The organism is Micromonospora sp. C28ISP2-4, from assembly GCF_030519385.1.
Classification (GTDB): domain Bacteria; phylum Actinomycetota; class Actinomycetes; order Mycobacteriales; family Micromonosporaceae; genus Micromonospora; species Micromonospora tulbaghiae.
Genome location: NZ_JAUMKG010000007.1, coordinates 361,893 through 386,470, shown reverse-complemented (window position 1 = coordinate 386,470; position 24,578 = coordinate 361,893). Strand labels below are relative to the sequence as shown.

20 protein-coding genes are annotated in these 24,578 nt (G+C 73.4%); 6 read left to right on the top strand and 14 right to left on the bottom strand.

What is annotated here, in order from left to right; genetic code table 11:
- Positions 1-562: 562 nt before the first annotated feature.
- From uvrC to rsgA, 4 genes are all read right to left on the bottom strand, one after another.
- The gene (uvrC, locus tag Q3W68_RS25260; protein ID WP_302907818.1) at positions 563-2,506 is read right to left on the bottom strand and encodes an excinuclease ABC subunit UvrC; all 1,944 of its coding nucleotides are present in this window, start codon (positions 2,504-2,506) and stop codon (positions 563-565) included.
- Positions 2,507-2,589: 83 nt separating this feature from the next.
- On the bottom strand, positions 2,590-3,078 hold the full coding sequence (locus tag Q3W68_RS25255) for a Rieske (2Fe-2S) protein (protein WP_302907817.1): 489 nt from the start codon (positions 3,076-3,078) through the stop codon (positions 2,590-2,592).
- A 118-nt stretch (positions 3,079-3,196) separates the two neighbouring features.
- Positions 3,197-6,139: an excinuclease ABC subunit UvrA gene (gene uvrA / locus Q3W68_RS25250; protein ID WP_302907816.1), complete on the bottom strand. Its 2,943-nt coding sequence runs from the start codon at positions 6,137-6,139 to the stop codon at positions 3,197-3,199.
- 208 nt (positions 6,140-6,347) lie between these two features.
- Positions 6,348-7,427, bottom strand: a complete 1,080-nt coding sequence (gene rsgA / locus Q3W68_RS25245; RefSeq protein WP_302907815.1) for a ribosome small subunit-dependent GTPase A — start codon at positions 7,425-7,427, stop codon at positions 6,348-6,350.
- 237 nt (positions 7,428-7,664) lie between these two features.
- Between rsgA and Q3W68_RS25240 the strand changes: the two genes are divergently transcribed.
- A complete protein-coding gene (locus tag Q3W68_RS25240) occupies positions 7,665-8,381 on the top strand; it encodes a maleylpyruvate isomerase family mycothiol-dependent enzyme (protein WP_302907814.1) in 717 nt (238 codons plus the stop codon).
- 8 nt (positions 8,382-8,389) lie between these two features.
- Positions 8,390-9,043: an MBL fold metallo-hydrolase gene (locus Q3W68_RS25235; protein WP_302907813.1), complete on the top strand. Its 654-nt coding sequence runs from the start codon at positions 8,390-8,392 to the stop codon at positions 9,041-9,043.
- Between the two features lie 45 nt (positions 9,044-9,088).
- Here the strand turns inward: Q3W68_RS25235 and Q3W68_RS25230 are convergent, their stop codons facing one another.
- Both Q3W68_RS25230 and Q3W68_RS25225 read right to left on the bottom strand, forming a co-directional pair.
- Positions 9,089-9,697: a DedA family protein gene (locus Q3W68_RS25230; RefSeq protein WP_302907812.1), complete on the bottom strand. Its 609-nt coding sequence runs from the start codon at positions 9,695-9,697 to the stop codon at positions 9,089-9,091.
- Positions 9,698-9,795: 98 nt separating this feature from the next.
- Positions 9,796-10,470, bottom strand: coding sequence for a methyltransferase (locus tag Q3W68_RS25225; RefSeq protein WP_302907811.1), 675 nt, complete (start codon positions 10,468-10,470; stop codon positions 9,796-9,798).
- Between the two features lie 181 nt (positions 10,471-10,651).
- Here Q3W68_RS25225 and Q3W68_RS25220 point away from each other — a divergent pair, with 181 nt between their 5' ends.
- Positions 10,652-10,855 (top strand): cold-shock protein, encoded by a 204-nt coding sequence (locus Q3W68_RS25220; protein WP_013287480.1) that lies wholly within the window; start codon positions 10,652-10,654, stop codon positions 10,853-10,855.
- A gap of 49 nt (positions 10,856-10,904) precedes the next feature.
- On the opposite strand, the gene Q3W68_RS25215 is transcribed toward Q3W68_RS25220, so the two are convergent.
- The 5 genes from Q3W68_RS25215 to Q3W68_RS25195 all read right to left on the bottom strand — a co-directional run bounded on the left by Q3W68_RS25215 (position 10,905) and on the right by Q3W68_RS25195 (position 16,204).
- A complete protein-coding gene (locus Q3W68_RS25215; protein ID WP_302907809.1) occupies positions 10,905-12,182 on the bottom strand; it encodes an MFS transporter in 1,278 nt (425 codons plus the stop codon).
- 100 nt (positions 12,183-12,282) lie between these two features.
- Positions 12,283-12,858, bottom strand: coding sequence for a helix-turn-helix transcriptional regulator (locus Q3W68_RS25210; protein ID WP_302907808.1), 576 nt, complete (start codon positions 12,856-12,858; stop codon positions 12,283-12,285).
- Between the two features lie 97 nt (positions 12,859-12,955).
- Positions 12,956-13,864 (bottom strand): hypothetical protein, encoded by a 909-nt coding sequence (locus Q3W68_RS25205; protein WP_302907807.1) that lies wholly within the window; start codon positions 13,862-13,864, stop codon positions 12,956-12,958.
- 169 nt (positions 13,865-14,033) lie between these two features.
- Complete coding sequence (locus Q3W68_RS25200) at positions 14,034-15,689, bottom strand: CocE/NonD family hydrolase (RefSeq protein WP_302907941.1); 1,656 nt, start codon at positions 15,687-15,689, stop codon at positions 14,034-14,036.
- Complete coding sequence (locus tag Q3W68_RS25195; protein WP_302907940.1) at positions 15,686-16,204, bottom strand: MarR family winged helix-turn-helix transcriptional regulator; 519 nt, start codon at positions 16,202-16,204, stop codon at positions 15,686-15,688. Before Q3W68_RS25195 ends, Q3W68_RS25200 begins: the two co-directional genes overlap by 4 nt.
- A 136-nt stretch (positions 16,205-16,340) precedes the next feature.
- Here Q3W68_RS25195 and Q3W68_RS25190 point away from each other — a divergent pair, with 136 nt between their 5' ends.
- A complete protein-coding gene (locus Q3W68_RS25190; RefSeq protein WP_302907806.1) occupies positions 16,341-18,467 on the top strand; it encodes an MMPL family transporter in 2,127 nt (708 codons plus the stop codon).
- Between the two features lie 54 nt (positions 18,468-18,521).
- Here the strand turns inward: Q3W68_RS25190 and Q3W68_RS25185 are convergent, their stop codons facing one another.
- Positions 18,522-19,391 carry a lytic transglycosylase domain-containing protein gene (locus Q3W68_RS25185; protein WP_302907805.1) on the bottom strand — a complete coding sequence of 290 codons (870 nt, stop codon included), beginning with the start codon at positions 19,389-19,391 and terminating at the stop codon, positions 18,522-18,524.
- A gap of 32 nt (positions 19,392-19,423) precedes the next feature.
- On the bottom strand, positions 19,424-20,869 hold the full coding sequence (locus tag Q3W68_RS25180) for a DedA family protein (RefSeq protein WP_302907804.1): 1,446 nt from the start codon (positions 20,867-20,869) through the stop codon (positions 19,424-19,426).
- Positions 20,870-21,000: 131 nt separating this feature from the next.
- Here Q3W68_RS25180 and typA point away from each other — a divergent pair, with 131 nt between their 5' ends.
- The gene (gene typA, locus Q3W68_RS25175; RefSeq protein ID WP_302907803.1) at positions 21,001-22,869 is read left to right on the top strand and encodes a translational GTPase TypA; all 1,869 of its coding nucleotides are present in this window, start codon (positions 21,001-21,003) and stop codon (positions 22,867-22,869) included.
- Positions 22,870-22,970: 101 nt separating this feature from the next.
- On the opposite strand, the gene Q3W68_RS25170 is transcribed toward typA, so the two are convergent.
- Positions 22,971-23,636 carry a class I SAM-dependent methyltransferase gene (locus Q3W68_RS25170; protein ID WP_302907802.1) on the bottom strand — a complete coding sequence of 222 codons (666 nt, stop codon included), beginning with the start codon at positions 23,634-23,636 and terminating at the stop codon, positions 22,971-22,973.
- 73 nt (positions 23,637-23,709) lie between these two features.
- Between Q3W68_RS25170 and Q3W68_RS25165 the strand changes: the two genes are divergently transcribed.
- Entirely contained in the window at positions 23,710-24,576 is an 867-nt protein-coding gene (locus tag Q3W68_RS25165; RefSeq protein ID WP_302907801.1) for a serine hydrolase, read from the top strand.
- Positions 24,577-24,578 lie beyond the last annotated feature (2 nt).

Here is a 24,578-nt window from a genome sequence, read left to right as displayed (position 1 = left end):
CCGATTCCCTGACCTGCCACGAGGGGTGCCGGGCGCGGGCGCTCGACCCTGGTGCCTGGGCGGTCAGCCATGTACAACGCCCCGCGCCCGCCCCCGATTCCGCGCTCACGATGGCACCGACCACAGCCCGCCCCACACCGAACCGGACACAACTCACCAACCACCCAACCCCCGGGTGTATAGGCTCCCCGATCCCGGCTCCAGCAACAAGATCCCCCTGCCGCGCGCGATCTTGCAGTTTGGTGCCGGACAAGCGTCGCGAAACGGGCATCTCATGGGCCCAAAGTGCAAGATCGCGGGGGCCAGGGCCAGGGCGAGGGCGAGGGCTAGGGCTAGGGCGGGGACAGGTCGCCCGCCCTCGCGTGGCGGCACAACCCACGCCAACCCACCCGCGGAAACCCTTTCAGGAGGCGGGACGGCACTTCCGCCCAGCGGACCCGAACCGCCGGTGGAACGTCATGGGTGTCAAAAGCGGGCGGAGACACCCACGGTGCTCCACTCGTGCCTGTCGGCGGGCCGGACAACGGGCGTGGGCAGGAAGGGCGCAGAAGCGTGGAAGGGGTCAGGAACGGGGGGCGGCGTCGGTGGTGGAGCCGTCCAGCGCGGCCAGGATCGCCTCGGCCGTACGCCTGCCCACCCCGGGAACCTCGGTGATCTCCTCCACCGTGGCGGCCGACAGCCGCTTCAGCGAGCCGAAGTGCCGCAGCAGCGCCTTGCGGCGTACCTCGCCGAGGCCGGGGACGTTGTCCAGCGCGGATTGGGTCATCCGCTTCGAGCGCCGCTGGCGGTGGAACGTGATGGCGAAGCGGTGCGCCTCGTCGCGTACGCGTTGCAGCAGGTAGAGCGCCTCGGAGGTGCGCGGCAGGATCACCGGGAACTCGTCGTCGGGCAGCCAGACCTCCTCCAGCCGCTTGGCCAGCCCGCACAGCGCCACGTCGTCGATGCCCAGCTCGGCGAGCGCCTTCGCGGCGGCCGCGACCTGGGGCGGGCCGCCGTCGACCACGACGAGCTGCGGCGGGTACGCGAACTTGCGCGGCCGCCCGGTGGTCGGGTCGATGCCGGGCCGGTCGGGGTCGGAGGCGGTCTCCTCGCCCAGCTCACCGGTCTCGGCGCGGGCGTCGAGGTAGCGGGCGAAGCGCCGACGCAGCACCTCGGACATGGCCGACAGGTCGTCGGTGGCGCCGCGCACGATGAACCGGCGGTATTCGCTCTTGCGGGGCAGCCCGTCCTCGAACACGACCATGCTGGCGACCACGTCGGTGCCCTGGATCTGGGACACGTCGAAGCACTCGATGCGCAGCGGCGAGGTGCTCATGGCCAGCGCGTCGGCGATCTCGTCGAGCGCCTGGCTGCGGGTGGTCAGGTCACCGGCCCGCTTGAGCTTGTGCCGGGCCAGCGCGTCCTTGGCGTTGCGCTCGACGGTCTCCAGCAGCGACCGCTTGTCGCCGCGCTGCGGCACCCGCAGCGACACTCGGCTGCCCCGGCGGGCGGTGAGCCAGTCGGCGAGCGCCTCGGCGTCGCCGGGCAGCTCGGGCACGAGCAGTTCGCGGGGCACGTCGGCCTCGCCCTGCTCGCCGCCGTACACCTGGGTGCAGAAGTGGTGCACGAGGTCGCCGGTGGTCAGCTCCTCGGTCTTCTCCACCACCCAGCCGCGCTGGCCGCGCACCCGGCCGCCGCGGACGTGGAAGACCTGCACGGCGGCTTCGAGCGGGTCGTCGGCGAAGGCGACCACGTCGGCGTCGGTGCCGTCGCCGAGCACCACCGTCTGCTTCTCCATCGCCCGGCGCAGCGCCGCGACGTCGTCGCGCAGGCGGGCGGCCCGCTCGAACTCCAGCTGTTCGCTGGCGTCGAGCATCTCCTTCTCCAGCCGCCGGACCATGGTGTCGGTGCGGCCGGCCATGAAGTCGCAGAAGCCGTCGACGATCTCCCGGTGCTGTTCGGCGGTGACGCTGCCGACGCACGGCGCGGAACACTTGCCGATGTAGCCCAGCAGGCAGGGCCGGCCGACCTGCCCGGCCCGCTTGAACACCCCGGAGGAGCAGGTCCGTGCCGGGAAGACCCGCAGCAGCAGGTCGAGCGTCTCGCGGATCGCCCAGGCGTGCGAGTAGGGCCCGAAGTAGCGGACGCCCTTGCGCTTGACCCCGCGCATCACCTGCAACCGGGGGTATTCCTCGTCGAGCGTGACCGCGAGATAGGGGTACGACTTGTCGTCGCGGTAGCGGACGTTGAACCGGGGGTCGTACTGCTTGATCCAGGTGTATTCCTGCTGGAGCGCCTCGACCTCGGTGGCGACGGTGATCCAGTCGACCGACTCGGCGGTGAAGACCATCTGCCGGGTGCGCTGGTGCAGGCCGACCGGGTCGGCGAAGTAGGAGTTGAGCCGGCTGCGCAGGTTTCGCGCCTTGCCGACGTAGATCACCCGGCCGGTGCCGTCGCGGAAGCGATAGACCCCTGGCGACTCCGGGATGGTGCCGGGCGCGGGACGGTAGGTCGAGGGGTCAGCCACGGCGTCAAGCCTAGTCCGCACCCCTGACACCCGACCGTAGCCGCGCCCCCGCCGACCACCGGCCGGCGGGGGCGCGGAACGGATCAGGCCAGCCTGATCTGGTCGCCGTCGACCTTGATCTCCTTCGCGGCGAGCGGCTTGGTGGCCGGGCCGCCCTTCACCGAGCCGTCGACGATCGAGAACCGGCTGTTGTGGCAGGTGCAGTTGATCGTGCCACCGTCGACGTTCGACACCGGGCACCGCTGGTGCGTGCAGATCGGGTCGAACGCCTTGAACTGGCCGGCCTCGGGCTGCGTGATCACCACGCCCTGGCTGGCGAAGATGGCGCCGCCGCCCACCGGGATGTCCGAGGTGCGCGCCAGCGCGCTGCCGCCCTCCCGGTCGCCGCCGCCGGCGTCGCCGGTCGCGGTGGCGCCGGGCGGGCCACCGCTGGTCGGGGCGAGCCCCGGGGACGCGTCGTCGTCGCTGCCGCAGCCCGCGAGCACCACGGCCGCGCCGATCGCTCCGGCTCCGGCGAGCAGGGTACGGCGGCTCTGGGTGACCGGTCGGGTCAGCGCCTGATCATCACTCATGTCCGGCCTTTCTCTCGGCTTACTGCGGAAACACGCACCAGCGTGGGGCACGGTTCATACTGACGCGTCACAGGCCGGGCATTCGGTGCCCGGCCTGCGAAAACGCGTACCGGATGGGTCAGCGCGCCCCGGCGGGGACCTTGCGGGCCCGCGACTTGGCGCTGCCGTTGGCCTTGGCCGCCCGGGTGGTGGCCGCCTTGGCGCCCTTGGCCTCGCCGTCGAGCTTGAGGATCGGCCGCAGGAACTGCCCGGTGTGGCTGTCCGGCACCTCGGCGACCTCCTCCGGCGTGCCGGTGGCGATGACGGTGCCGCCCCGGTGGCCGCCCTCGGGGCCCATGTCGATGAGCCAGTCGGCCGTCTTGATCACGTCGAGGTTGTGCTCGATGGTGATGACCGTGTTGCCCTTGTCGACCAGGCCCTCCAGCACCATCAGCAGCTTGCGGATGTCCTCGAAGTGCAGGCCGGTGGTGGGCTCGTCGAGCACGTAGACGGTGCGGCCGGTGGAGCGCTTCTGCAGCTCGGAGGCGAGCTTGACGCGCTGCGCCTCGCCGCCGGACAACGTCGGCGCGGGCTGGCCGAGCCGGACGTAGCCGAGGCCGACGTCGACGAGCGTCTTGAGGTGCCGGTGGATGGCCGGGATGGCGGAGAAGAACTCGGCCGCCTCCTCGATCGGCATGTCCAGCACCTCGGCGACCGTCCTGCCCTTGTAGTGCACCTCAAGGGTCTCGCGGTTGTAGCGCGCGCCCTTGCACACCTCGCAGGGGACGTAGACGTCCGGCAGGAAGTTCATCTCGATCTTGATGGTGCCGTCGCCGGAGCACGCCTCGCAGCGCCCGCCCTTGACGTTGAACGAGAACCGGCCCGGGCCGTACCCGCGGACCTTGGCCTCGGTGGTCTCGGCGAACAGCTTGCGGACGTGGTCCCAGACGCCGGTGTACGTGGCGGGGTTGGAGCGCGGCGTCCGCCCGATCGGCGACTGGTCCACGCCGACGACCTTGTCCACGTGCTCCAGGCCGGTGACCCGGGTGTGCCGGCCGGGCACCAGCCGGGCGCCGTTGATCTGGTTCGCCAGCACGGCGTAGAGGATGTCGTTGACGAGCGTCGACTTGCCCGAGCCGCTGACGCCGGTGACCGCGATGAGCTGGCCCAGCGGGAAGCCCACTGTGAGGTTGCGCAGGTTGTGCTCGCGGGCGCCGTGCACCACCAGCTCGCGGCCCGGGGTCTGCGGCCGGCGGGCGGCCGGCGTCGGGATCGACTTCCGCCCGGCCAGGTACGCCCCGGTGACCGACTCGGGGTTGTCGAGCAGCGCCGGCACCGACCCGCTGTGCACGATCTCGCCGCCGTGCTCGCCCGCGCCCGGGCCGATGTCGACGATCCAGTCCGCCACCCGGATGGTGTCCTCGTCGTGCTCGACCACGATCAGCGTGTTGCCCAGCCCGCGCAGCCGCAGCAGCGTCTCGATGAGCCGGTGGTTGTCGCGCTGGTGCAGGCCGATCGACGGCTCGTCGAGCACGTAGAGCACGCCGACCAGGCCGGAGCCGATCTGGGTGGCCAGCCGGATGCGCTGGGCCTCGCCGCCGGAGAGCGTGCCGGCCGGGCGGTCCAGCGAGAGGTAGTCCAGACCGACGTCGAGCAGGAACTTCAGCCGGGCGTTGATCTCCTTGAGCACCCGCTCGGCGATCATCTTCTGCCGGTCGGTCAGCTCGATGCCGGCGAGCAGGTCGGCCGCCTCGCCGACGGAGAGGTTGCAGACCTCGGCGATGCTCTTGCCGGCCAGGGTGACCGCGAGCACCTCCGGCTTGAGCCGGGTGCCGCCGCAGGCCGCGCAGGGCACGTCCCGCATGTAGCCCTCGTACTTGTCCCGGGACCACTCCGACTCGGTGTCGGTGTGCCGCCGCTCGATCCACTGCACCACGCCCTCGAACCCGGTGTAGTAGGAGCGCTCGCGGCCGTACTTGTTGCGGTAACGCACGTGCACCTGGTCGTCGGAGCCGTGCAGGATCGTCTTCTGCGCCCGCGACGGCAGCGCCCGCCACGGCGTGTCGATGTCGAAGTGCTCGGCCTCGCCGAGCGCCTCCAGCAGCCGCAGGAAGTATTCGAGGTTGTGCCCGGTGGCCCAGGGCTGGATGGCACCCTCGCGCAGCGTGCGCTCCGGGTCGGGGATGACCAGCTCGGGGTCCACCTCCTTCTTGGTGCCGAGGCCGGTGCACTCCGGGCAGGCGCCGTAGGGGGCGTTGAAGGAGAAGACCCGGGGTTCCAGGTCCTCGATGGCGAGCGGGTGGTCGTTCGGGCAGGCCAGGTGCTCGGAGTAGCGGCGCTCCCGGGCCGGGTCGTCCTCCGGCAGGTCGACGAAGTCGAGCAGCACCAGGCCGCCGGAGAGGCCCAGCGCGGCCTCGACCGAGTCGGTCAGCCGCTGCTTGGCGCTCGGCTTGACGCTGAGCCGGTCGATCACCACCTCGATGGTGTGCTTCTCCTGCTTCTTGAGCTTCGGCGGCTCGGTCAGCGGGTGCACCACGCCGTCGACCCGGGCGCGGGCGTAGCCCTTGGCCTGGAGTTCGGCGAACAGGTCGACGTACTCGCCCTTGCGGCCGCGCACCACCGGTGCGAGCACCATGAACCGGGTGCCCTCGGCCATCGCCAGGACCCGGTCGACGATCTGCTGCGGGCTCTGCTTGGAGATCCGCTCACCGCAGATCGGGCAGTGCGGCTCGCCGATGCGGGCGAACAGCAGGCGGAGGTAGTCGTAGACCTCGGTGATCGTGCCGACGGTCGAGCGGGGGTTGCGCGAGGTCGACTTCTGGTCGATGGAGACGGCGGGACTGAGGCCCTCGATGAAGTCGACGTCGGGCTTGTCCATCTGGCCGAGGAACTGCCGGGCGTACGACGACAGCGACTCGACGTAGCGGCGCTGCCCCTCGGCGAAGATGGTGTCGAACGCCAGGCTCGACTTGCCCGAACCGGAGAGCCCGGTGAAGACGATCAGGGCGTCCCGGGGCAGGTCGAGACTGACGTCACGCAGGTTGTGCTCGCGCGCGCCACGGATGATCAGTCGGTCGGCCACGGTGCGTGTGCTCCCGGAAGAAGAATATGAGGCGGATCTGTGCACCAGACGCCGGGTCTGGGTGGTTTTCACAGGTTGTCGGGGCGCAGAAAAGACGCCTCGGCAACTCTAGCCCCGACGTATGACAACTTCCGTCGCGCGAACATTCCCCCAGCTCAGGCCGGTCGGGCGCGAACCACGCAGATCCACCCGACCGGCCCGGGCCGGCTCAGAATGCCCCGGGAGCGGGCGGGGTCGCCGGACGCCCGGTGCGTCGCCGCCCGCCCCGCCAGCCGCCCCGCCGTTCGGCCGCCAGCCGGGCCGCGCGGCGGCCGCTCTCGTGCTCGATCTCCCGCTGCAACCGGCGCCAGCTCTCCCAGCGGCGCACCGGCAGAGCGCCGTCGTCCAGCGCGGCCCGCACCGCACAGCCCGGCTCGGCGTCGTGGGCGCAGTCGCCGTACCGGCAGCCGGCGGCCAGCTCGGTGATGTCGGCGAACGCCCGGTCCAGGCCGGACGCGCCGTCGAGCAGGCCGACCGCCCGTACTCCCGGGGTGTCCAGCACCGCTCCCCCACCCGGCAGCGGCACCAGCGACCGCCAGGTGGTGGTGTGCCGGCCCTTGCCGTCGACGCGGCGGATCGCCTGGGTGCGCATCACGTCCGCCCCGGCCAGCGCGTTGACCAGGCTCGACTTGCCGGCGCCGGAGGGGCCGAGCAGGCCGAGCGTGCGCCCCGGGGCGACGTGCCGGCGCAGCGGCGCCAGGCCGGTGCCCCGCTCGGCGCTGACCGGGAGCACCGGCACCCCGGGCGCGAGGTCGGCCAGCTGGCGCGCCACCGCCGCCGGGTCGGCGGCCAGGTCGGCCTTGGTGAGCACGACGAGCGGCTCCGCCCCTGATTCGTGCACCAGGGAGAGCAGCCGTTCGATCCGCGCGGCGTCCGGTTCCGGGTGCACCGGCTCGACCACCGCGGCGGCGTCGAGGTTGGCGGCCAGCACCTGGCCGCTGGCGTCCTTGCCCGCGGTACGCCGCACCAGCGCGGTACGCCGCGGCAGCACCGCCTCCACCGTGACCGGACCGTCCGGCCAGGTGGACAGCAGTACCCAGTCACCCGCGCAGGGCAGCGCGGTCAGGTCGCGGGCGGCGGCGGACAGCACCCCGCCGCCGAGGCTGGCCCGCACCGGCCCCTGCGGGCACAGCACGGTGCAGACGCCCCGGTCCACCCGGGCGACCCGCCCGTGACGGTGACCGGCGCGCCGGTCGAGATGGGCCGCCCAGCCGGCGTCCCAGCCGAGGGCGGTCAGATCAAGAGTCATGGTGTCCTCATCGGTGTCGAGGGGAGGTACGGCGGAACACACGCGCTGCGACCGGCATGCGCACCACCTCCCCTCCGACTCCCGGTGCCGCGTTCGCGACGACGTGGACCCCGGCGCGTCCGGCGCCGGCGGCGATGTCGTCGGCCCCGACGGTAGGTGGCACGCCGACGCGCCGAAAGCGATTTCCCCCCGGGCACGGCCCGGTCCGGCCCGCTAGGGTCGACGCGTGAGAACGAGATGACGAGCGACCCCCTGCTGCTGACCGGCGCGCTGGCCGAGGCGAACGACCGGCTGCTGCGTACCGTGTCCGGCCTGACCGCCGCGGACGTCGCGGCGCCCTCGCTGCTGCCGGGCTGGACCCGCGCGCACGTGCTCACCCACCTCGCCCGCAACGCCGACGGGTTCGTCAACCTGCTCACCTCGGCGCGCACCGGCGAGGAGATCCCGATGTACGCGTCGGCGCAGGCCCGCGCCGACGACATCGACGCCGGCGCCGGCCGCGGGCCGGCCGACCTGCTGGACGACGTACGCCGCAGCGGCCGGCGCTTCGACGCGGCGGTCGCGGCGATGCCCGTGGCGGCCTGGGGCGCCACGGTGCAGACCCGGCGCGGACCGTGGCCGGCGGCGATGCTGGTCTGGGGACGGCTGCGCGAGGTCGAGGTGCACCACGTCGACCTGGCGGCCGGTTACCGGCCGGCGGACTGGCCGGAGGCGTTCGCCCAGCGGCTGCTGCACGAGGTGGTGACCGGGCTGGCCGGCAACCCGGCCGCGCCGGCCATGGTGCTGCGTTTCGACGGCGCGGCGTCCGAACTCGTCGTGGGTGAGCCCGAGGGGGCGCCCACGGTCACCGGCCCCGCGCCGGAACTCGCCGCCTGGCTGACCGGCCGGGGCGCGGGCGAGCTGCTCACCGTCGAACCCGACGGCCCCCTGCCGAACCCACCGGAATGGATCTGAACATCGTCATGACCTACACCGGAGACGTCACGCCCGGCGGTCCGCCGGCCGTGCGCGAGCTCGACCGGCTCACCGTCACCAAGCTGTCGGTGGGCCCGATGGACAACAACGCCTACCTGCTGCGCTGCAACGCCACCGGCGAGCAGGTGCTGATCGACGCCGCGAACGAGGCGCCGCGCCTGCTGGAACTGGTCGGCGACGGCGGGCTGGCCGCCGTGGTGACCACCCACCAGCACATGGACCACTGGGTCGCGCTGGAGGAGGTGGTGGCCAAGACCGGGGCGCGCGCGCTGGTGCACGCCGACGACGCCGAGGGCCTGCCCATCGAGGCCGAGCGGCTGGGCGACGGCGACACGGTGCCGGTCGGTGACTGCGCGCTGGAGGTCATCCACCTGCGCGGGCACACGCCGGGCTCGCTCGCGCTACTCTACCGCGACCCGGCCGGCACCCCGCACCTGTTCACCGGCGACTCACTCTTCCCGGGCGGCGTGGGCAACACGGACCAGGACCCGGAGCGCTTCGGCCGGCTCATCGACGACGTCGAGGCCAAGCTCTTCGACCGGCTGCCGGACGACACCTGGTTCTACCCGGGCCACGGCAAGGACAGCACCATCGGCGCCGAGCGGCCCGCGTTGCCGCAGTGGCGCGCCCGCGGCTGGTGAGCACGCCCGGTCCGGCCTCCCCCGTGACGGCCGGGCCGGGCGCGGTCAGCCGGTGACCGCCCGCAGCCGGCGCCGGGTGGCGAGCAGCACCGGACCGGCCAGCAGCAGCCCGACCGCCATGGTCAGCACCGTGGGGTTGAGCGCGGCGGGCAGCAGGCCGGTCAGCGTCCGCGCGGCGAGCCCCAGCGCCACGTAGAGCCCGGCCCACGCGGTGGCCCCGGCCGCCGCGCAGGCCAGGAACCGCCGGTACGACATCCGCAGCCCGCCGGCGGCCAGCGGCAGCAACGCGTTGAACACCGGCAGGAACGGCGCCACCAGCACGATCCGGCCGCCCCCGCGGTGCAGCAGCGTCTCGGCGGCGGCCCAGCGGGACTCGCCGATCCAGCCGCCCACCCGGCTGTCCCGCAGCCGCCCGCCCCAGCGCCGGCCGGCGAAGAAGCTCAACGACCAGCCGGCCAGGCAGCCCGCGACCACAGCCGCGACGGTGAGCGCCCCACCGGCCGGACGATCCGCGCCGACCGCCGCCAGGACCGCGGCGTCGCCGGGCACCAGCACCCCGATCAGGGGTACGGCGTCGGCGAGCATGACCACGCCGAGCAGCCCCATCAGCAGGGTGGTGGGCAGCTCACCGGCGGCGGCCACGATCTCGTTCATGAGCTGCACGCTATGCGGCGGCGGCACGCCCGCACATCGGGCGTGATCCCCCAGTGGTCCCCGACACCCGACCGGGCGGACCCCTAGGGTCGGTCGGGTCAGCGGGGCCGGAGCACCTGCACCCGGCGTACCGGGGAGTCGACAGAGGGTTCGGTGGTCGGCACCGGATAGCTGGCCACCAGTTCCAGCCCGTCCGGTGGCAGGTGGCCCCGGTCCGGGTCGCCGACCAGAACCTGCACCCCGTGCGCGGCGCACCGTCGCAGGTAGGGCAGGACCCGGGCGGCCAGGCCCGCGTCGTAGAGCGCGTCCCCGGCCACCAGCAGGTCGGCGCCCGCCACCCCGTCGAGCAGGTCGGCGCCGTCGGCGGTCACCCGGACCCGGTTGGCCCGCGCGTTGACGGTGACCGCCGCCACCGCGTACGGGTCGATGTCGTTGGCGACCACCTGGTCGGCCCCGGCGAGCGCGGCGGCGATGGCGACCAGCCGCGATCCGGCGCCCAGGTCGAGCACCCGCCGCCCGGCGGCCAGCTCGGGGTGGTCCAGCAGGTGCCGGGCCAGCGCCTGGCCACCGGCCCAGACCGACGCCCAGTACGGCGGCGGCAGCGATCGCCCGGCGGCGGCCTCCATCCGGGCCCACCACAGGATGGCGTCCTCGGCCAGGTACAGGCGGACCTCCGGAACGAACGGCGTACCGACCAGGCGCAGGCGGTCCGGGCCCCCGCCGGGCGCCGCGATCTCCTGCTCCAGGTCGGCCAGAGCCGTCTGCCTGCTCATCGGGGCAAGCATGCCGCGCCCGGCCCGACGGCGGGGTCTTTTTCCGGTCGCGCACGTATTCACGGGCGCGCCGCGCGCTTCCGGCAGCGGATTCCGGTCCGGACGGTTACTGTCGAGGTGGTACAGGGCGATCACCGGCCGTGGAGCCGATGCTCGCCCGCATTGGAACAGGGAGAGACGCATGGCAACCGGCACGGTCAAGTGGTTCAACTCGGAAAAGGGCTTCGGCTTCATCGAGCAGGACGGCGGAGGCCCGGACGTGTTCGTCCACTACTCGGCCATCCAGAGCAGTGGCTACCGCGAGCTGAACGAGGGCCAGAAGGTCGAGTTCGAGGTGACCCAGGGCCAGAAGGGCCCGCAGGCGGACAACGTCCGTCCGATGTAACGCGTGCCGGTGGCGGCGGTCGGGCTCCGACCGCCGCCGCAGTGCATCATCAGGACGGCGCGGCCGGCAGGTCGCGCCGTTTCCGCAGTGGCCCGGCCAGCAGGATCAGCGGGGTCAGCGCCAGCCAGGCGGTCATCGCCCGGATCGCGCCGTGCGGGCCCCAGGTCGCGCCCAGCGCTCCGGCGAGCAGAGCGGCCAGCGGAATCGTCCCGTAGTTGAGCAGCTGCATGCTCACCGTGACGCGGCCGAGCAGCCGGTGCGGTGTGTACGTCTGCCGGAAGCTGCCCTTCACCACGTTGCCGACGGCGACGCCGAGGCTCACCAGCACCCCGCCGAGCACCAGCCAGCCCGTTCGTGCGCCGGGACCGGCGAGCGGGATCAGCAGCGCGGGCGGGCCGGTCAGGGCGCCGGCCACCAGCACCGTACGGGCGCTGCCGAGCCGGCGGGGCAGGCGCGCGGCCAGCGCGGCGCCGATCACCCCACCGAGGCTGGCGAGTCCGATCAGGAGGCCGACCAGCCCGGCGGGCAGCTCGGCCGAGCGGACCAGGAACACCACGAGCACCGCCTGGTAGCCGGTGAGCCCGATGTTGCTCGCCGCCCCGAAGACCGTCAGCACCCGCAGGTACGGGTCACGGACGACGAACCGCAGCCCGGCGGCGACCTCCCGGCGCAGCGACGTCGTACCGGCGGGACGGTGCGGCCGGGGCTCGACGGCGCGGATGCGGCGCAGGCACAGCGCGGAGAGCAGGAAGCTCAGCGCGTCCAGCGCCACCGCTGCCACCGCGCCGACGACCTGGGCGACCAGACCGGCCAGGCCGGGCCCGACGAGGTAGCTCGCGGTCTGGGTGGCGTGCAGCCGGGCGTTTGCCTCGGGGACCTGCTCGGGACGCAGCAGCGTGGGCAGGTAGACCTGGTCGGCGGTCTCGAAGAACACCCGGGCCAGCCCGGCGCCGAGCGCCACGACCAGCAGGTGGCCGACGGTGAGCAGTCCGAGCAGGGCCGCCACCGGCACGCTCGCGAACAGCGCCGCGGCGGTTAGGTCGGCGGCGATCATCACGGGCCGGCGGCGGACGCGGTCGACCCATGCCCCGACCGGCAGGCCGGCGAGCAGCCAGGGCAGCCACGCCGCCGCGGTGAGCACCGCCACCTGGAACGTGGTCGCGTCGAGCACCGCGACCGCCACCAGCGGCAGCGCCACGACTGTCATGTTGCTGCCCACGGCGCTGACCGTGTGGCCGGTCCAGAGCAGCCGGAAGTCGCGGTGCCGGAACAGCCCACCGGGCGGCGGGGCGGCGACCGGCCCGGACGTGCGTGCGGGGGCGGTCACGACCGGCACCGTGTCACGGCGGTGACGCCCTTCGCCGGACCACGCCGGACGGCCGCGGCGACGATGCCCTTCGCCGCGCCACGCCGGGCGGCTGCGGCGGTCACGGCCGGCCCGGTACGCCGTGGGCGAACACGAAGACCGGCTCGCGGCGCTGCCCGTCGTCCGGGACGGGCCGTTCCGACCAGCGCATGAGCAGAGCGATCACCTCGCGGCCGAGCGCGTTCAACTCGTCCGGGGTCAGGTGCAGCCAGTGATCGGTGCTGAACGGCGCGTCGTTCCAGGCGGCGTGCGTCTCCTCGGACGCGGAGTGCCAGGCGCGCACCAGCTCGGTGTGCCGCTCCAGGTTGAGCGAGCCGGCGGCCTCGACGACCACCCGGGTGGACGGGTCGTCACCGAAGTCGGACTCGGACCAGCGCACGCCCCGGCTGCGGGGCTTCCACCAGCGTTCCCGGCGGTCGCGGGCCAGCTCGGGCGCCTCGACCAGCAGGTCGGCGGCGGCCAGCACCTTCAGGTGGTGGCTCACGTTGGCCGGCGCCTGGCCGGTGTGCTCGGCGAGCATGCCGACGGTGCACGGGCCGTACACCTTGAGCACGTCCATGAGCCGGCGGCGCAGTGGGTGGGCGAGCGCGGCGAGCACCCGCGAGTCGGTGACCTGCCGGACGGTGTGCTGTTCCATGCGGCGAGTCTGACATTCGCAAGAGGTGTTGCGCAATAACTCTTGCCGAATTGGCCGGACCGCGGCGCCGCGACGCGCGGGTCGCGGCGCCGGACGGTCAGGCGGTCAGCCGGCGGGACAGTTCGTCGGCCACGTCCCGGGCGATCTGTGGCGGGATGGCCTCGGCGATCTTCTCCGGCGGCAGCCCGGCCAGCACCCCGGAGACGATCTGTTCCTCGTCGGTGAAGTCCTTGCCGGACAGCTCGTTCACCTGCGCCACCAGGGCCGGCCAGGCGCGAAGCATCGCCAGCATCTGCTGCAACGGCGAGTTCGGCATCGGCGGGTTGACCAGGCCGGTGGTGTTCGTCGGTGAGATGAGCCAGTTGCGCAGGTTCTGCAGGTCGGCCAGGACGTCGCCGACCGTACGGCCCTTCGAGCCGGTGTTCCCGATGAGCTTGTCGGTCTGTTCCATGTCGTCCTCCGGTTTCACGACGGCGATCATCCCGATCGCGGTGAGGTAGCGGCGGAACAGCGGGGTCTGGTCCCGCCCCGCCTTTGTGGAGTCGCGGAAGAAGCTGAAGTGGGTGTGGAACAGGTGGCTGCTGTCACCACTGGTCCGCCGGCCCAGCCGGTCCCAGCGGCGCACCGTCCGCCCGTCCGGGGAGTAGATGATCTCCCGGATGTCCCGGGTGTCGGCCGCGTTGGCCGCGCACTGCGCCACCATCCAGGCGGAGAACGTCCGCAGGTTGTGCGTGCCGCCGCCGGAGCGGACCGAGAACGTGCCGACGTCCAGCGCCGATGCGTGGAGCGTCAGCCCGGACCGGTCCCGGCTGGACTCCACCACCGAGTAGTCGTTCTTGACGACCCGGTCGGAGCCGCAGTGGTAGCCGCCGCGATGGTTGACGTCGCCGACGATGCCGACCTCCGCCGGCTCCAGGTCGTCGGCGCGTACAGCCTTCTTGTCGACGTTGAGGTAGGTGAGTAACAGGTTCCGGACGGCCAGCAGGTTCGCCGGGGCCGACGTCATGGCAGCTCCCCTTCCGATCGATGACCGGCGAGGGCACGACAATCACACCGCGTGATGAATGCGATCAGCGGACGCGCCCCGCCGGATAACTGCACGGCACCGGGCACTTGCTCCGAGCTTAACCACGGTTAGGCAAAAGTGCCCAGCTCAGGGGCGGTTTTTTGAACCATCATCCCGCTGTGGACGGTGCCGACACGAGCGGCAGCACCAGTGCCGAGGGATGCTCACGATCGTGGAGGATCTCCCGCCACCCAGCACGGAGGGTCACAGCGGTGCCGAGCGGCTCGCCGGTGCCGGGGTTGCGCGCGTAGCGGGGGTGGGCGCCACCGGAGACCTGCGCCCGCAGCCGGTGCCCGGGCGCGAAGCGGTACGCGGTCGGCCAGAGCGTCACCGGCACGGCGACCACTCCGGACGGATCGCGCGGAAACCGCCCGGGCTCGACGCGGACCAGGCCGTCGCAGACGTTCCAGGAGCGTCCACGCCGGTCCACGTCGCACAGACGCACGAACACGTCCAGGTACGACAGTTCGCTGCGCAGGTGGATCTCGGCGCGTACCGGCCCGGCCAGCTCGACCGGGTCACGCAACGGCTCGCTGGTGTAGGTGAGCACGTCGGGGCGGGCCTCGACCGGCCGGTTGTCCACGGCGCCGGCCCGCTGGGCCACAAGCAGCGGGCCACCGAGCGACGGGGTGGGGTCGGCCGGGTCGTACCAGATGCGGTCCGGTGCGCCGCGCTCCTGCGGTTGCGGGGCCAGCCCACCGGCGGATCGCAGGTGCCACCAGGCGGGCGTGGCCGGTGGCGGCCAGTCCGGCAGGTCGCGCCAGCCGCCGCCCTCCCCACCGACGTGCACCCGCACCGGCGCGCGGGCCGGCCCCGGCCGGCCCGCCAGGTGGGTGTCGAGCCAGTCCAGGCCCTCCCGCAGCGACGCCAGCAGCAGCCCCGGGCTGCCGTGCGTCCACGGCCCGACGACCAGGCGGGTTCGCGCCCCGGCGGCCCGCAGGCGGGCGTAGTCGTCGAGCTGGGCCGGCAGGAAGATGTCCTGCCAGCCGCTGACCATGGCGACCGGCGCGCGGACCTCGCTGATCCGGTCGCCGAAGACCCGGGTACGCCAGTAGTCGGCGTCGGGGGTGTGGTGGCGCAGCCACTCCTGGAAGAACGGCACCGTCACGCCGGTGGCGACCCGGTCGGCCTCGGCCAGCGGCAGGTGCGCCAGGGCGCGGGCGAGCCGGGGCTGGCCGCGCTTGAGCTCCCACTGCCGGGCCAGCCACGGCACCGTCTGCGCCTGGAGCAGCTCCGCCCAGGTGAGCACCGTGTCCAGCGCGAACGACTCCCCCGCGTACGTGGAGTCGCGGGTGGCCGACGCGGTCACCACGGCGACCATCGCGCGCAGCTCGTCGCCCGCCTCGGCGGCCAGCGCCCACTGCACGAAGCCCTGGTAGCTGGCGCCGAACATGCCGAACGCGCCGGTCCACCAGGGCTGGCGGCGCAGCCAGTCCAGCGTGTCCAGGCCGTCGTCCCGCTCGTGCACGAGCGGGGCGAACTCGCCGCCGGAGCCGAACGTGCCGCGACACGACTGGATCACCACGTGGAAGCCCCGCTCGGCGATCAGGCGGCCCAGCAGCCGGACCGGCCCGCCCCGCCCGTACGGGGTACGGATCAGCACGCACGGCGCGGCGGGCAGGCCGGGCGCGTAGTGGTCGGTGCGCAGCGTCACTCCGTCGCGTACCCGCACCGGGATGTCCCGGGTGACGGCGACCCGACCGGTGCGGGCGGCGGGCAGTCGCAGCGCCGCGGTGGCGGCCCGGGTGACCAGCCGCATGATCAGTCGGCCGGGCCGGGGGCGGCGCCGCGACGGGGAGCCGCGCGGATCTCGTCCCGATGGGTACGCATGGAGTGCACCATCTCGGCCATGAACCGGCGCACCACGGCCAGCTCGTCGTCGCTGAAGCGGTCCATCACCTCGTCGGTGCGGCGGCCCAGCGGCCCGAAGAAGCTCTGCGCCAGCGTCGCGCCGCGGTCGGCGTAGTGCAGGAGGATCTTGCGACGGTCGGCGGTGTCCCGGTCGCGCCGGATGTGGCCGCCGCGTTCCAGCCGGTCGACGAGCGCGGTGACCGAGCCGGAGGAGAGGTTGAGCGCCTCGCCGAGCCGGCCGGGGGTGATCGGGTCGCCCACCAGCTCGGCCTCCATCACCGCGATCAGGGCGTGCAGGTCGGTGGCGTTCAGGCCGTGCAGCCCGGCGAACGCGTGCCCGATGTGCTGCGCGTCGACCGAGTAACGGCGCAGGTCGTTGGTGATTTCGGCGACCATGCGCCCCCGCGGGTCGTCGCGTCGCCGGTACATCCTGTGCGCCGCCACCGCTTACCGCCACCCCCTGTCGAACAGTTCCGGTTGCAGCATAGAACCACCGCGGATAATCTCGCTCATCAAGATACTCGTTCAAAGAGAATCCCCCGTGACCGACATGTGAGGGCGTCAAATGTCTCTGTTCACCCGCGTCGTCCGGGGCCGGCTGGCCGCCTGGCTCACGCTGGCCGCCGCGCTCGTCGTCGGCGTGGTCGCCTTCGGGCTTCCGAAGCCGGACAATCCGGCGCCCGTCTCCGACACCGGCCTGTCCGTGGAGTGGCAGTCCACGCAGGTCGAGCGGCTCCAGGAGCAGTTGCCCTCCAAGGACGCCCAGACCGCCCTGGTGGTGGTCAGCCGCGCCGACGGGGGCGCGCTCAGCGGCGCGGACCGCAGCACGCTCGACGGCATCTCCGGCGAACTCGGCTCGCTCGCCGCCGGCGGACGGGTCTCCCCCGCCCAGGTCTCCCCGGACGGCACCGTGGCGCTGGTCGCGGTGCCGCTGTCCACCGAGGGCGGGCCGTCGGCGGTCGTCGACGAGGTGGAGAAGCTCCGCGAGGCGGTCGGCGACCTGCCCGGTGAGCTGACCGTCGAGGTCACCGGCGGCCCCGCGTTCACCGCCGACCTGGGCAAGGTGTTCCAGGGCGCGGACACCACGCTGCTGCTGGTCACCGCCGCCGTGGTGGCGGTGCTGCTGCTCGTCACCTACCGCAGCCCGTTCCTGTGGCTGGTGCCGCTGCTGGTGGTGGGCGCGACCGAGCAGATCACGCTGCGCGTGGTCGAGTCCCTCGTCCCGGCGTTCGGCATCTACCTGCCCAGCGGGCAGGTGACGGGCATCGCCAGCGTGCTGGTGTTCGGCGCCGCCACCAACTACGCGCTGCTGCTCATCGCCCGCTACCGGGAGGAACTGCGCCGCGAGGAGGACCGGTTCGCCGCCATGCGCTCCGCGCTGCGCCGCACCGCCGAGCCGATCCTGGCCAGCGGCAGCACGGTCGTCCTCGGCGTGCTCACGCTGCTGCTGTCCGAGCAGGAGACCAACCGGGCGCTCGCCCTGGCCTGCGCCACCGGTGTGATCCTCGCCATGCTCTCCGCCCTGTTCGTGCTCCCCGCCGCGTTGCTGCTGTTCGGCCGGGGCCTGTTCTGGCCGTTCGTCCCCCGCGTGGGCAGCGCCGCCCGCGAGGGCCGGGTCTGGGGCCGCCTCGGCGAGCTGGTGGTCCGCCGGCCGCTGCCGGTCGCCGCCCTCGCCGTCCTGCTGCTCGCCGGCCTCGCCCTCGGCGGCCTGGGCATCCGCACCGGGCTGTCCGAGACCGAGCAGTTCAGCGAGAAGCCCGAGGCGGTCGCCGGAGCGGAGACGCTCGCCCGGGCGTTCCCGGCCGGCAGCACCCAGCCGGTCGCGGTGCTCACCACCCCGCAGGCCGCCCAGGCGGTCCTCGCCGCGGCGAGCGACGTCGACGGGGTCGCCTCGGCGCGGCCCGGCGCCGCCGGGGACCGGGTCGCCCAGATCGACGTGGTGCTCACCGCCGAGCCGGGAAGCGCCGCCTCCGACCGGGCCGTGGTGGCCCTGCGCGACGCCGTGTCCGCCGTACCGGACTCGGCACCGCCCGCCGTGGACGGCGCGGACGCCCCCGACGGCGCCCTCGTCGGTGGTTCGGTCGCCGCCACCTACGACTCCAACGAGGCCAACACCAAGGACCTCCAGCTGATCCTGCCGCTCATCCTGCTGCTGGTCGGCGCGGTGCTGGTGCTGCTGCTGCGCGGGCTCCTGGCGCCGCTGCTGCTGGTGCTCACAGTCATCGGCTCGTTCTTCGCCAGCCTCGGCGCGGCCTGGTTGCTCTTCGACCACGTGCTGGACTTCCCGGCGCTGGACAGCGGGGTGCTGCTGCTCGCGTTCGTGTTCCTGGTCGCGCTCGGCGTCGACTACAACATCTTCCTGGTCACCCGGGCCCGGGAGGACGCGCGCCGCTCCGGCACCCGCGACGGCATGCTGTCGGCGCTGCGGGTCACCGGCGGCGTCATCACCAGCGCCGGCATCCTGCTGGCGGCGGTGTTCGCGGTACTCGGTGTGCTGCCGCTGATCACGCTCACCCAGATCGGCATCATCGTCTGCATCGGCGTGCTGCTGGACACGCTGCTGGTCCGTACCGTCCTGGTGCCGGCGCTGGCGTTCCTGCTCGGCGACCGGTTCTGGTGGCCCGGGCGGATCACCCGGGACGCCGACGCGCCCGCCGCGACGCCGGCCGAGCCGGTCACCGCGCGGGACTGACCAGACGGGCGGGGGCCGGCGCACACGCCGGCCCCCGCCCGTTCGCCCGGTCGCTCAGAAGCTCAGGCACTCGCACTCGGTCATCAGCGCCCGCACGTTGCGCACGTACTGCGGGTTGGGGATGGCCAGCGGCTGATCCTCCCGCGCCACCGCGCCGTGCCCGTAGTTGTAGGCCGCGATCACGGCGTTGAGCAGGCAGGAGTTCAGCTCGCTGGTGCACAGTGAGGCGTCGAGTCGGTAGTCGGACTCGAAGTACATGTCGCCGATGTACTTGGTCAGCCAGGCCAGGTAGGTGCCGCCCAGGTAGGCGTTGTCCCGGTAGGCGTCGATGTCGTACGACTGGCCGAACCGCTGGTTCATCCACTCCGCCGTGGCCGGCATGACCTGCATCAGCCCCACCCCGCCGTCACAGGCGACGATGTTGGACTGCCACCCGCTCTCCTGCCAGGCGGTGGCCTTCAGCAGCGCCGACGGGATGCGGATGTCCGGCGCCGAGGTCGGCCAGTAGGTACGCGCCACGGCGTCGGCGAGCGCCGCCTTCACCTGGCTCTGGCTGGCCTTGGTGCCCCGGTAGCTCGGCTTGCAGCCCTCGTCCGCCGGCTTCGGCGGCGCCGGTGGCACCTGGGTCTCGGTCGGCGGCTTCGGCCGGGCCAGCGGCGCCGTCGACGTGCGGGACGGCTTCGCCCGCGGCTTCGGTTTCGCCGACGCGCTCGGGCTGGGCCGGCCGCCCATCGCCGCGACCGCCGCCGGCTCCTCACTCGGCGCGTCGGCCGGCGCCTCCTGCGGCTGCTCCACCGGCGCCGACGTGGGCAGTTCCACGGCGACCTCCCGGACCGGCTGTTCCTGCTCGCCGCAGGCCGCCAGCGTGGCCGCCGCGAGCAGCGCCACCACTGTCACGGCCCACCGGCCGAGTCCTCGCCGCATCGAACCTCCCCGTAGTCCCCCGTCGGCGCACCCTAGCAAGGATCGACGGGTCCGGGGGGTACCCGAGACGCGGACCGGCGGCGCCGGGGCCGGGGCGGCGACTCCGCCGGGACCGCGCCGTCCGGCCGGTCGTCCGGATCCGCCAGCCGGTCCCGGGTCGCCCACGCCACCACGAACACGGTCGTCCACGCCAGGCCCAGCAGGACCGCCGTGACGGTGCCGCTCGCCGTACTGAAGCCCAGGTAGAGCCGCGCGCCGGTGACGGTCACCACCCCCGCCGACGCGGCCGTCCACACCGCCGCGCCCACCGGCCACCGGGCGCCCCGCGACAGCAGCCAGGCGAGCGTGCCGAAGCTCGCGGTCACCACCGCATTCTGGGTCGGGAACAGGTCACCGGGCCGGTCCGGGCCACCCGGACCGGTCAGGTCCGCGACGACGACGAGCAACACCAGCGGTACGGCGGCGCCGACAGTGCCCAGCACCCCGAGCGGGTCGGCCCGCCACGTCCGCCCCCGCCGCGCCACCACCGCGGCCACCACAGCCACCGCGGCGATCAGCACCCAGCCGCGCAGCACCGACACCGCGAGCAGCGCCGTGTCGACCACCCCTGGGGTACGCCGGGCGGCGAACCAGTCGGCGACCAGCCCGTCGAGGACACCAAGTCCGCTGTGCGCGACGACCGCCTCCAGCAGGACCGCCACTGCCAGCCCGGCCACGAACAGCAGCGCCAGCCCCAGCGCCAGGTTGATCAGCAGCGTCCAGGCCGGGCCGACCCGCATGGCGACCAGGAAGAACAGCACCCCGTACCGGGCCCGCAGCCAGCGCAGCGGCGGCAACGCGGCGGCCCGCGCCGTCAGCGCGCGTACCGGGTCCGGGTTGCGCCCCAGCCAGCGACCGGCGAGCACCACGGCGAGCAGGCACAGCAGCAGAGCCAGCACCGCTCCGGTGGCCTGGCCGAGCAGCTTCGACACCCGCTCGTACGACTCACCGGCCAGGTAACCGGCCAGCACCGAGGCGCCGACCCAGCTCGCCACCCCGGCCAGGTTCCACGGCGCGAACCGCCGGTACGGCATCCCCGCCGACCCGGCCAGCCGGGGCGCGAGCGTGCGGGCGAACGCGATCCAGCGGGCGGCGAGCACGCCCCGGCCGCCGAGGCGCTCCAGCAGCGAGTCGGCCCGCCGCCACCGGTGCGCGCCGATCCGGGCGCCGACGCCGGAGGCGCGCAGACGGGGGCCGTACCGGCGGCCCGCCCGCCACGCGAGTGTGTCTCCGATCACGGCGGCGGCGGTCATCGCCACCAGCACGGGCGCGAGGCGCAGCGTCCCCGCGTACGCTAGGAAGCCGACCAGAAGCAGGGTCGCCTCGCCGGGCATCAGCAGCCCGACGATCACCGCGGTCTCCGCCGCGACGATCGCCGCGGCGGCCAGGTAGATCAGCAGGGGCGGCAGCTCCTGCAGCCAGCTCAGCAGGTCAGGCATCGGACACCCCGCACGGGTGTCAGCATGCCAGTCGCTGGAACGGTCGGCACAGCACTTTCGACGCAGATCCGGGCGATCTCGGGGTGACCCCGAGGCGTGCCCCGGCAACCGCAGACAGGAGTATGGAGGGTATGCAGCTACGCACCGACCTCCGCAACGTCGCCATCATCGCCCACGTCGACCACGGCAAGACGACCCTGGTCGACGCCATGTTGCGGCAGGCCGGCGCCTACGGCGCCCGTGGTGAGACCACCGAGCGGGTCATGGACTCGATGGACCTCGAGCGCGAGAAGGGCATCACCATCCTCGCCAAGAACACCGGCGTGCGGTACATGCCGGCGGACGGCTCGGAACCGGTCACCATCAACATCATCGACACCCCCGGTCACGCCGACTTCGGCGGCGAGGTCGAGCGCGGCCTGACCATGGTCGACGGTGTGGTGCTGCTGGTCGACGCCAGCGAGGGCCCCCTGCCGCAGACCCGGTTCGTGCTCCGCAAGGCGCTGCGCGCCCGGCTGCCGATCATCCTGGTGATCAACAAGGTGGACCGTCCGGACGCCCGGATCAAGGAGGTCGTGGACGACACCTACGAGCTCTTCCTCGACCTGGACGCCGACGAGGAGCAGATCGACTTCCCGATCGTCTACGCCTGCGCCCGCGACGGCATCGCCTCGCTGACCCAGCCCGCCGACGGCGCGGTCCCGGACGACAGCAGCAGCCTGGAGCCGCTGTTCCGCACGCTGCTGGACACCATCCCCGCGCCGGCCTACGACGAGGGCGCGCCGCTCCAGGCGCACGTCACCAACCTCGACGCGTCGCCGTTCCTGGGCCGGCTCGCGCTGTGCCGGGTCCGCCAGGGCACCATCAGCAAGGGCCAGACCGTGGCCTGGTGCCGCACCGACGGCAGCACCCAGCGGGTACGCATCTCCGAGCTGCTGATGACCGAGGGCCTGGAGCGCAAGCCGGCCGAGTCCGCCGGGCCGGGCGACATCATCGCGGTCGCCGGCATCCCGGAGATCATGATCGGTGAGACGCTCGCCGACGCCGAGAACCCGGTGCCGCTGCCGCTGATCACCGTGGACGAGCCGGCCATCTCGATGACCATCGGCACCAACAACTCGCCGCTCGTCGGCCGGGTCAAGGGCGCCAAGGTCACCGCCCGGATGGTCAAGGACCGCCTCGACAAGGAGCTGATCGGCAACGTCTCGCTGCGGGTGCTGCCCACCGAGCGGCCGGACGCCTGGGAGGTGCAGGGCCGTGGTGAGCTGGCCCTGGCGATCCTGGTCGAGCAGATGCGCCGTGAGTCCTACGAGCTGACCGTCGGCAAGCCGCAGGTCGTCACCAAGGAGATCGACGGCAAGACCTGCGAGCCGGTCGAGCGGCTGACCATCGACGCCCCGGAGGAGTACCTGGGCGCCATCACCCAGCTCCTGGCCACCCGCAAGGGCCGGATGGAGCAGCTGGTCAACCACGGCACCGGCTGGATCCGGATGGAGTGGCTGGTCCCGGCGCGCGGCCTGATCGGCTTCCGGACCGAGTTCCTCACCGAGACCCGCGGCACCGGCATCCTGCACCACGTCTTCGAGTCGTACGAGCCGTGGTTCGGCGAGCTGCGCACCCGCAACAACGGGTCGCTGGTCGCCGACCGGGCCGGCTCGGTCACCGCGTTCGCCATGACCAACCTCCAGGAGCGCGGCCAGCTCTTCGTCGAGCCGGGCACCGAGGTGTACGAGGGCATGATCGTCGGCGAGAACTCCCGCTCCGACGACATGGACGTGAACATCACCAAGGAGAAGAAGCTCACCAACATGCGCTCGTCGACAGCCGACGAGACCGAGAAGCTGATCCCGCCGCGCAAGCTGTCCCTGGAGCAGGCGCTGGAGTTCTGCCGCGAGGACGAGTGCGTCGAGGTCACCCCGGCCGCGGTGCGCATCCGCAAGGTGGTGCTGGACCAGACCCAGCGCGGCCGGATGGCCGCCCGCCGCAAGCACGCCGGCTGACCCATCACCCGCACGTCAGCACAACCCGGAGCCCGGCCCGCCCCAAGGCGGACCGGGCTCCCCCTTCCCGCTCCCCACCGCGCCCCACCCCGTCGAGGCGGTCAGTGGGGCTTGGTGGCTGCCAGGGCCAGGACGTCGGGGACGGGGCCGGAGCCGGACTCGACCACCCGGGTCAGCCGCAGGCCGGCGGCCGTCACGGCGTCCAGCAGGCCGGCCAGGGGCAGGTGCCAGGCGCCGACCCGGGCGCGGACGCCGATCGAGTTCCACGACCGGAGCGTGTGCTCACGCGAGGCGTACCCGCCGTCGATCACGATCCGCTCCGGCTCGGACCGGTCGGCGAACGCGCCCACGAAACAGGGGTGCACCCCGATGTGCACCAGCCGGCCGCCGGGCGCCAGCACCCGCGCCGCCTCGGCGACCGCCGCCGGATAGTCCGGCATGTCGGTGTGCGCGAGCACGCAGACCACCGCCGGTACGGCGCCGGTGGCGAGCGGCAACGCGGTCGCGTCGGCCCGGGCCACCGGCAGCCGGGCGCGTGCGTGGCGCAGCTGCCCGCCGGACAGGTCCACCCCCAGCGGTGTCCACCCGAGACGGCGCAGCTCGGCCGCGTGCGCTCCGGTGCCGCAGCACAGGTCGACGCATCGGCCCGGGCCGTCACCGAGCAGGTCGGCCAGCACCGACCGGACCCGGTCCATGTAGACCGACGAGGTCTCGCTGGCGTACTCCTCGTACCAGTCGGCGATGTCGTCGTACAACGGGGTCGTCATCTCCGCACGCTAGCCCCGCACCCGAGGTCGCCGCTGCCCCGCGTACGTCGCGGAGATCGGCTACGGTGCGGTCATGATCTGGGAGGAGCTCGACGCGCACCTGGACAAGGTGCCCGGCACCGTCTCCGCGTACGTGGGCCGCCCCGGCGCGCGACCCACGTGGACGCGGCGGGCCGACGCCACCCACTACGCGGCGAGCACCATGAAGCTGGCGGTGCTGGTGGCGCTGTTCCGCGCCGCCGAGGCCGGCCGGCTCGACCTGGACGCGCCGGTGCCGGTGCGCAACTCGTTCGACTCCGCGCTGGCCGGCGCGCCCCGGTTCGCCAACGACCGCGACTACGACAACGACGAGGCGGTCTGGGACCGCGTCGGCGGCGAGGCGCCGCTGCGCTGGCTCGCCGAGCGGATGATCGTCAGGTCCAGCAACCTCGCGACGAACATCTGCCTCGGCCAGGTGGGGCTGCCCGCCGTGGCGCAGGCGTGGGCGCTCGCCGGGGCGCGGCACAGCGTCACCGGCCGCGGCATCGAGGACTTCCCGGCCCGCGACTCCGGCATCGACAACCTGGTCACCGCCGCCGATCTGGCCGCCCTGCTCGGTGAGCTGGCGCTCGGCGCGACCCGGCCCGGCCCGCTCGCCTCGCCGGCCGGCTGCGCGGCCATGCTCGACGTGCTCGTCGCGCAGGAACACCGCGAGGACCTGGCCGCCGGGCTGCCCGACGGCACCCGGATCGCGCACAAGAACGGCTGGGTACGCGGCGTGCGCCACGGCGCGGGTGTGGTGTTCCCGGACGACGCGCCGCCGTACACGATCGTCGTCTGCACCACCACCGACCTGGCCGACGGTGGCGCGGACGGCGAGGAGGTCGAGGACGACGCCTGCCGGCTGATCGCGCACGTCTCCGAGCGGGTCTGGGCCGCCCGGCACGACCTGTCCGGCTGACC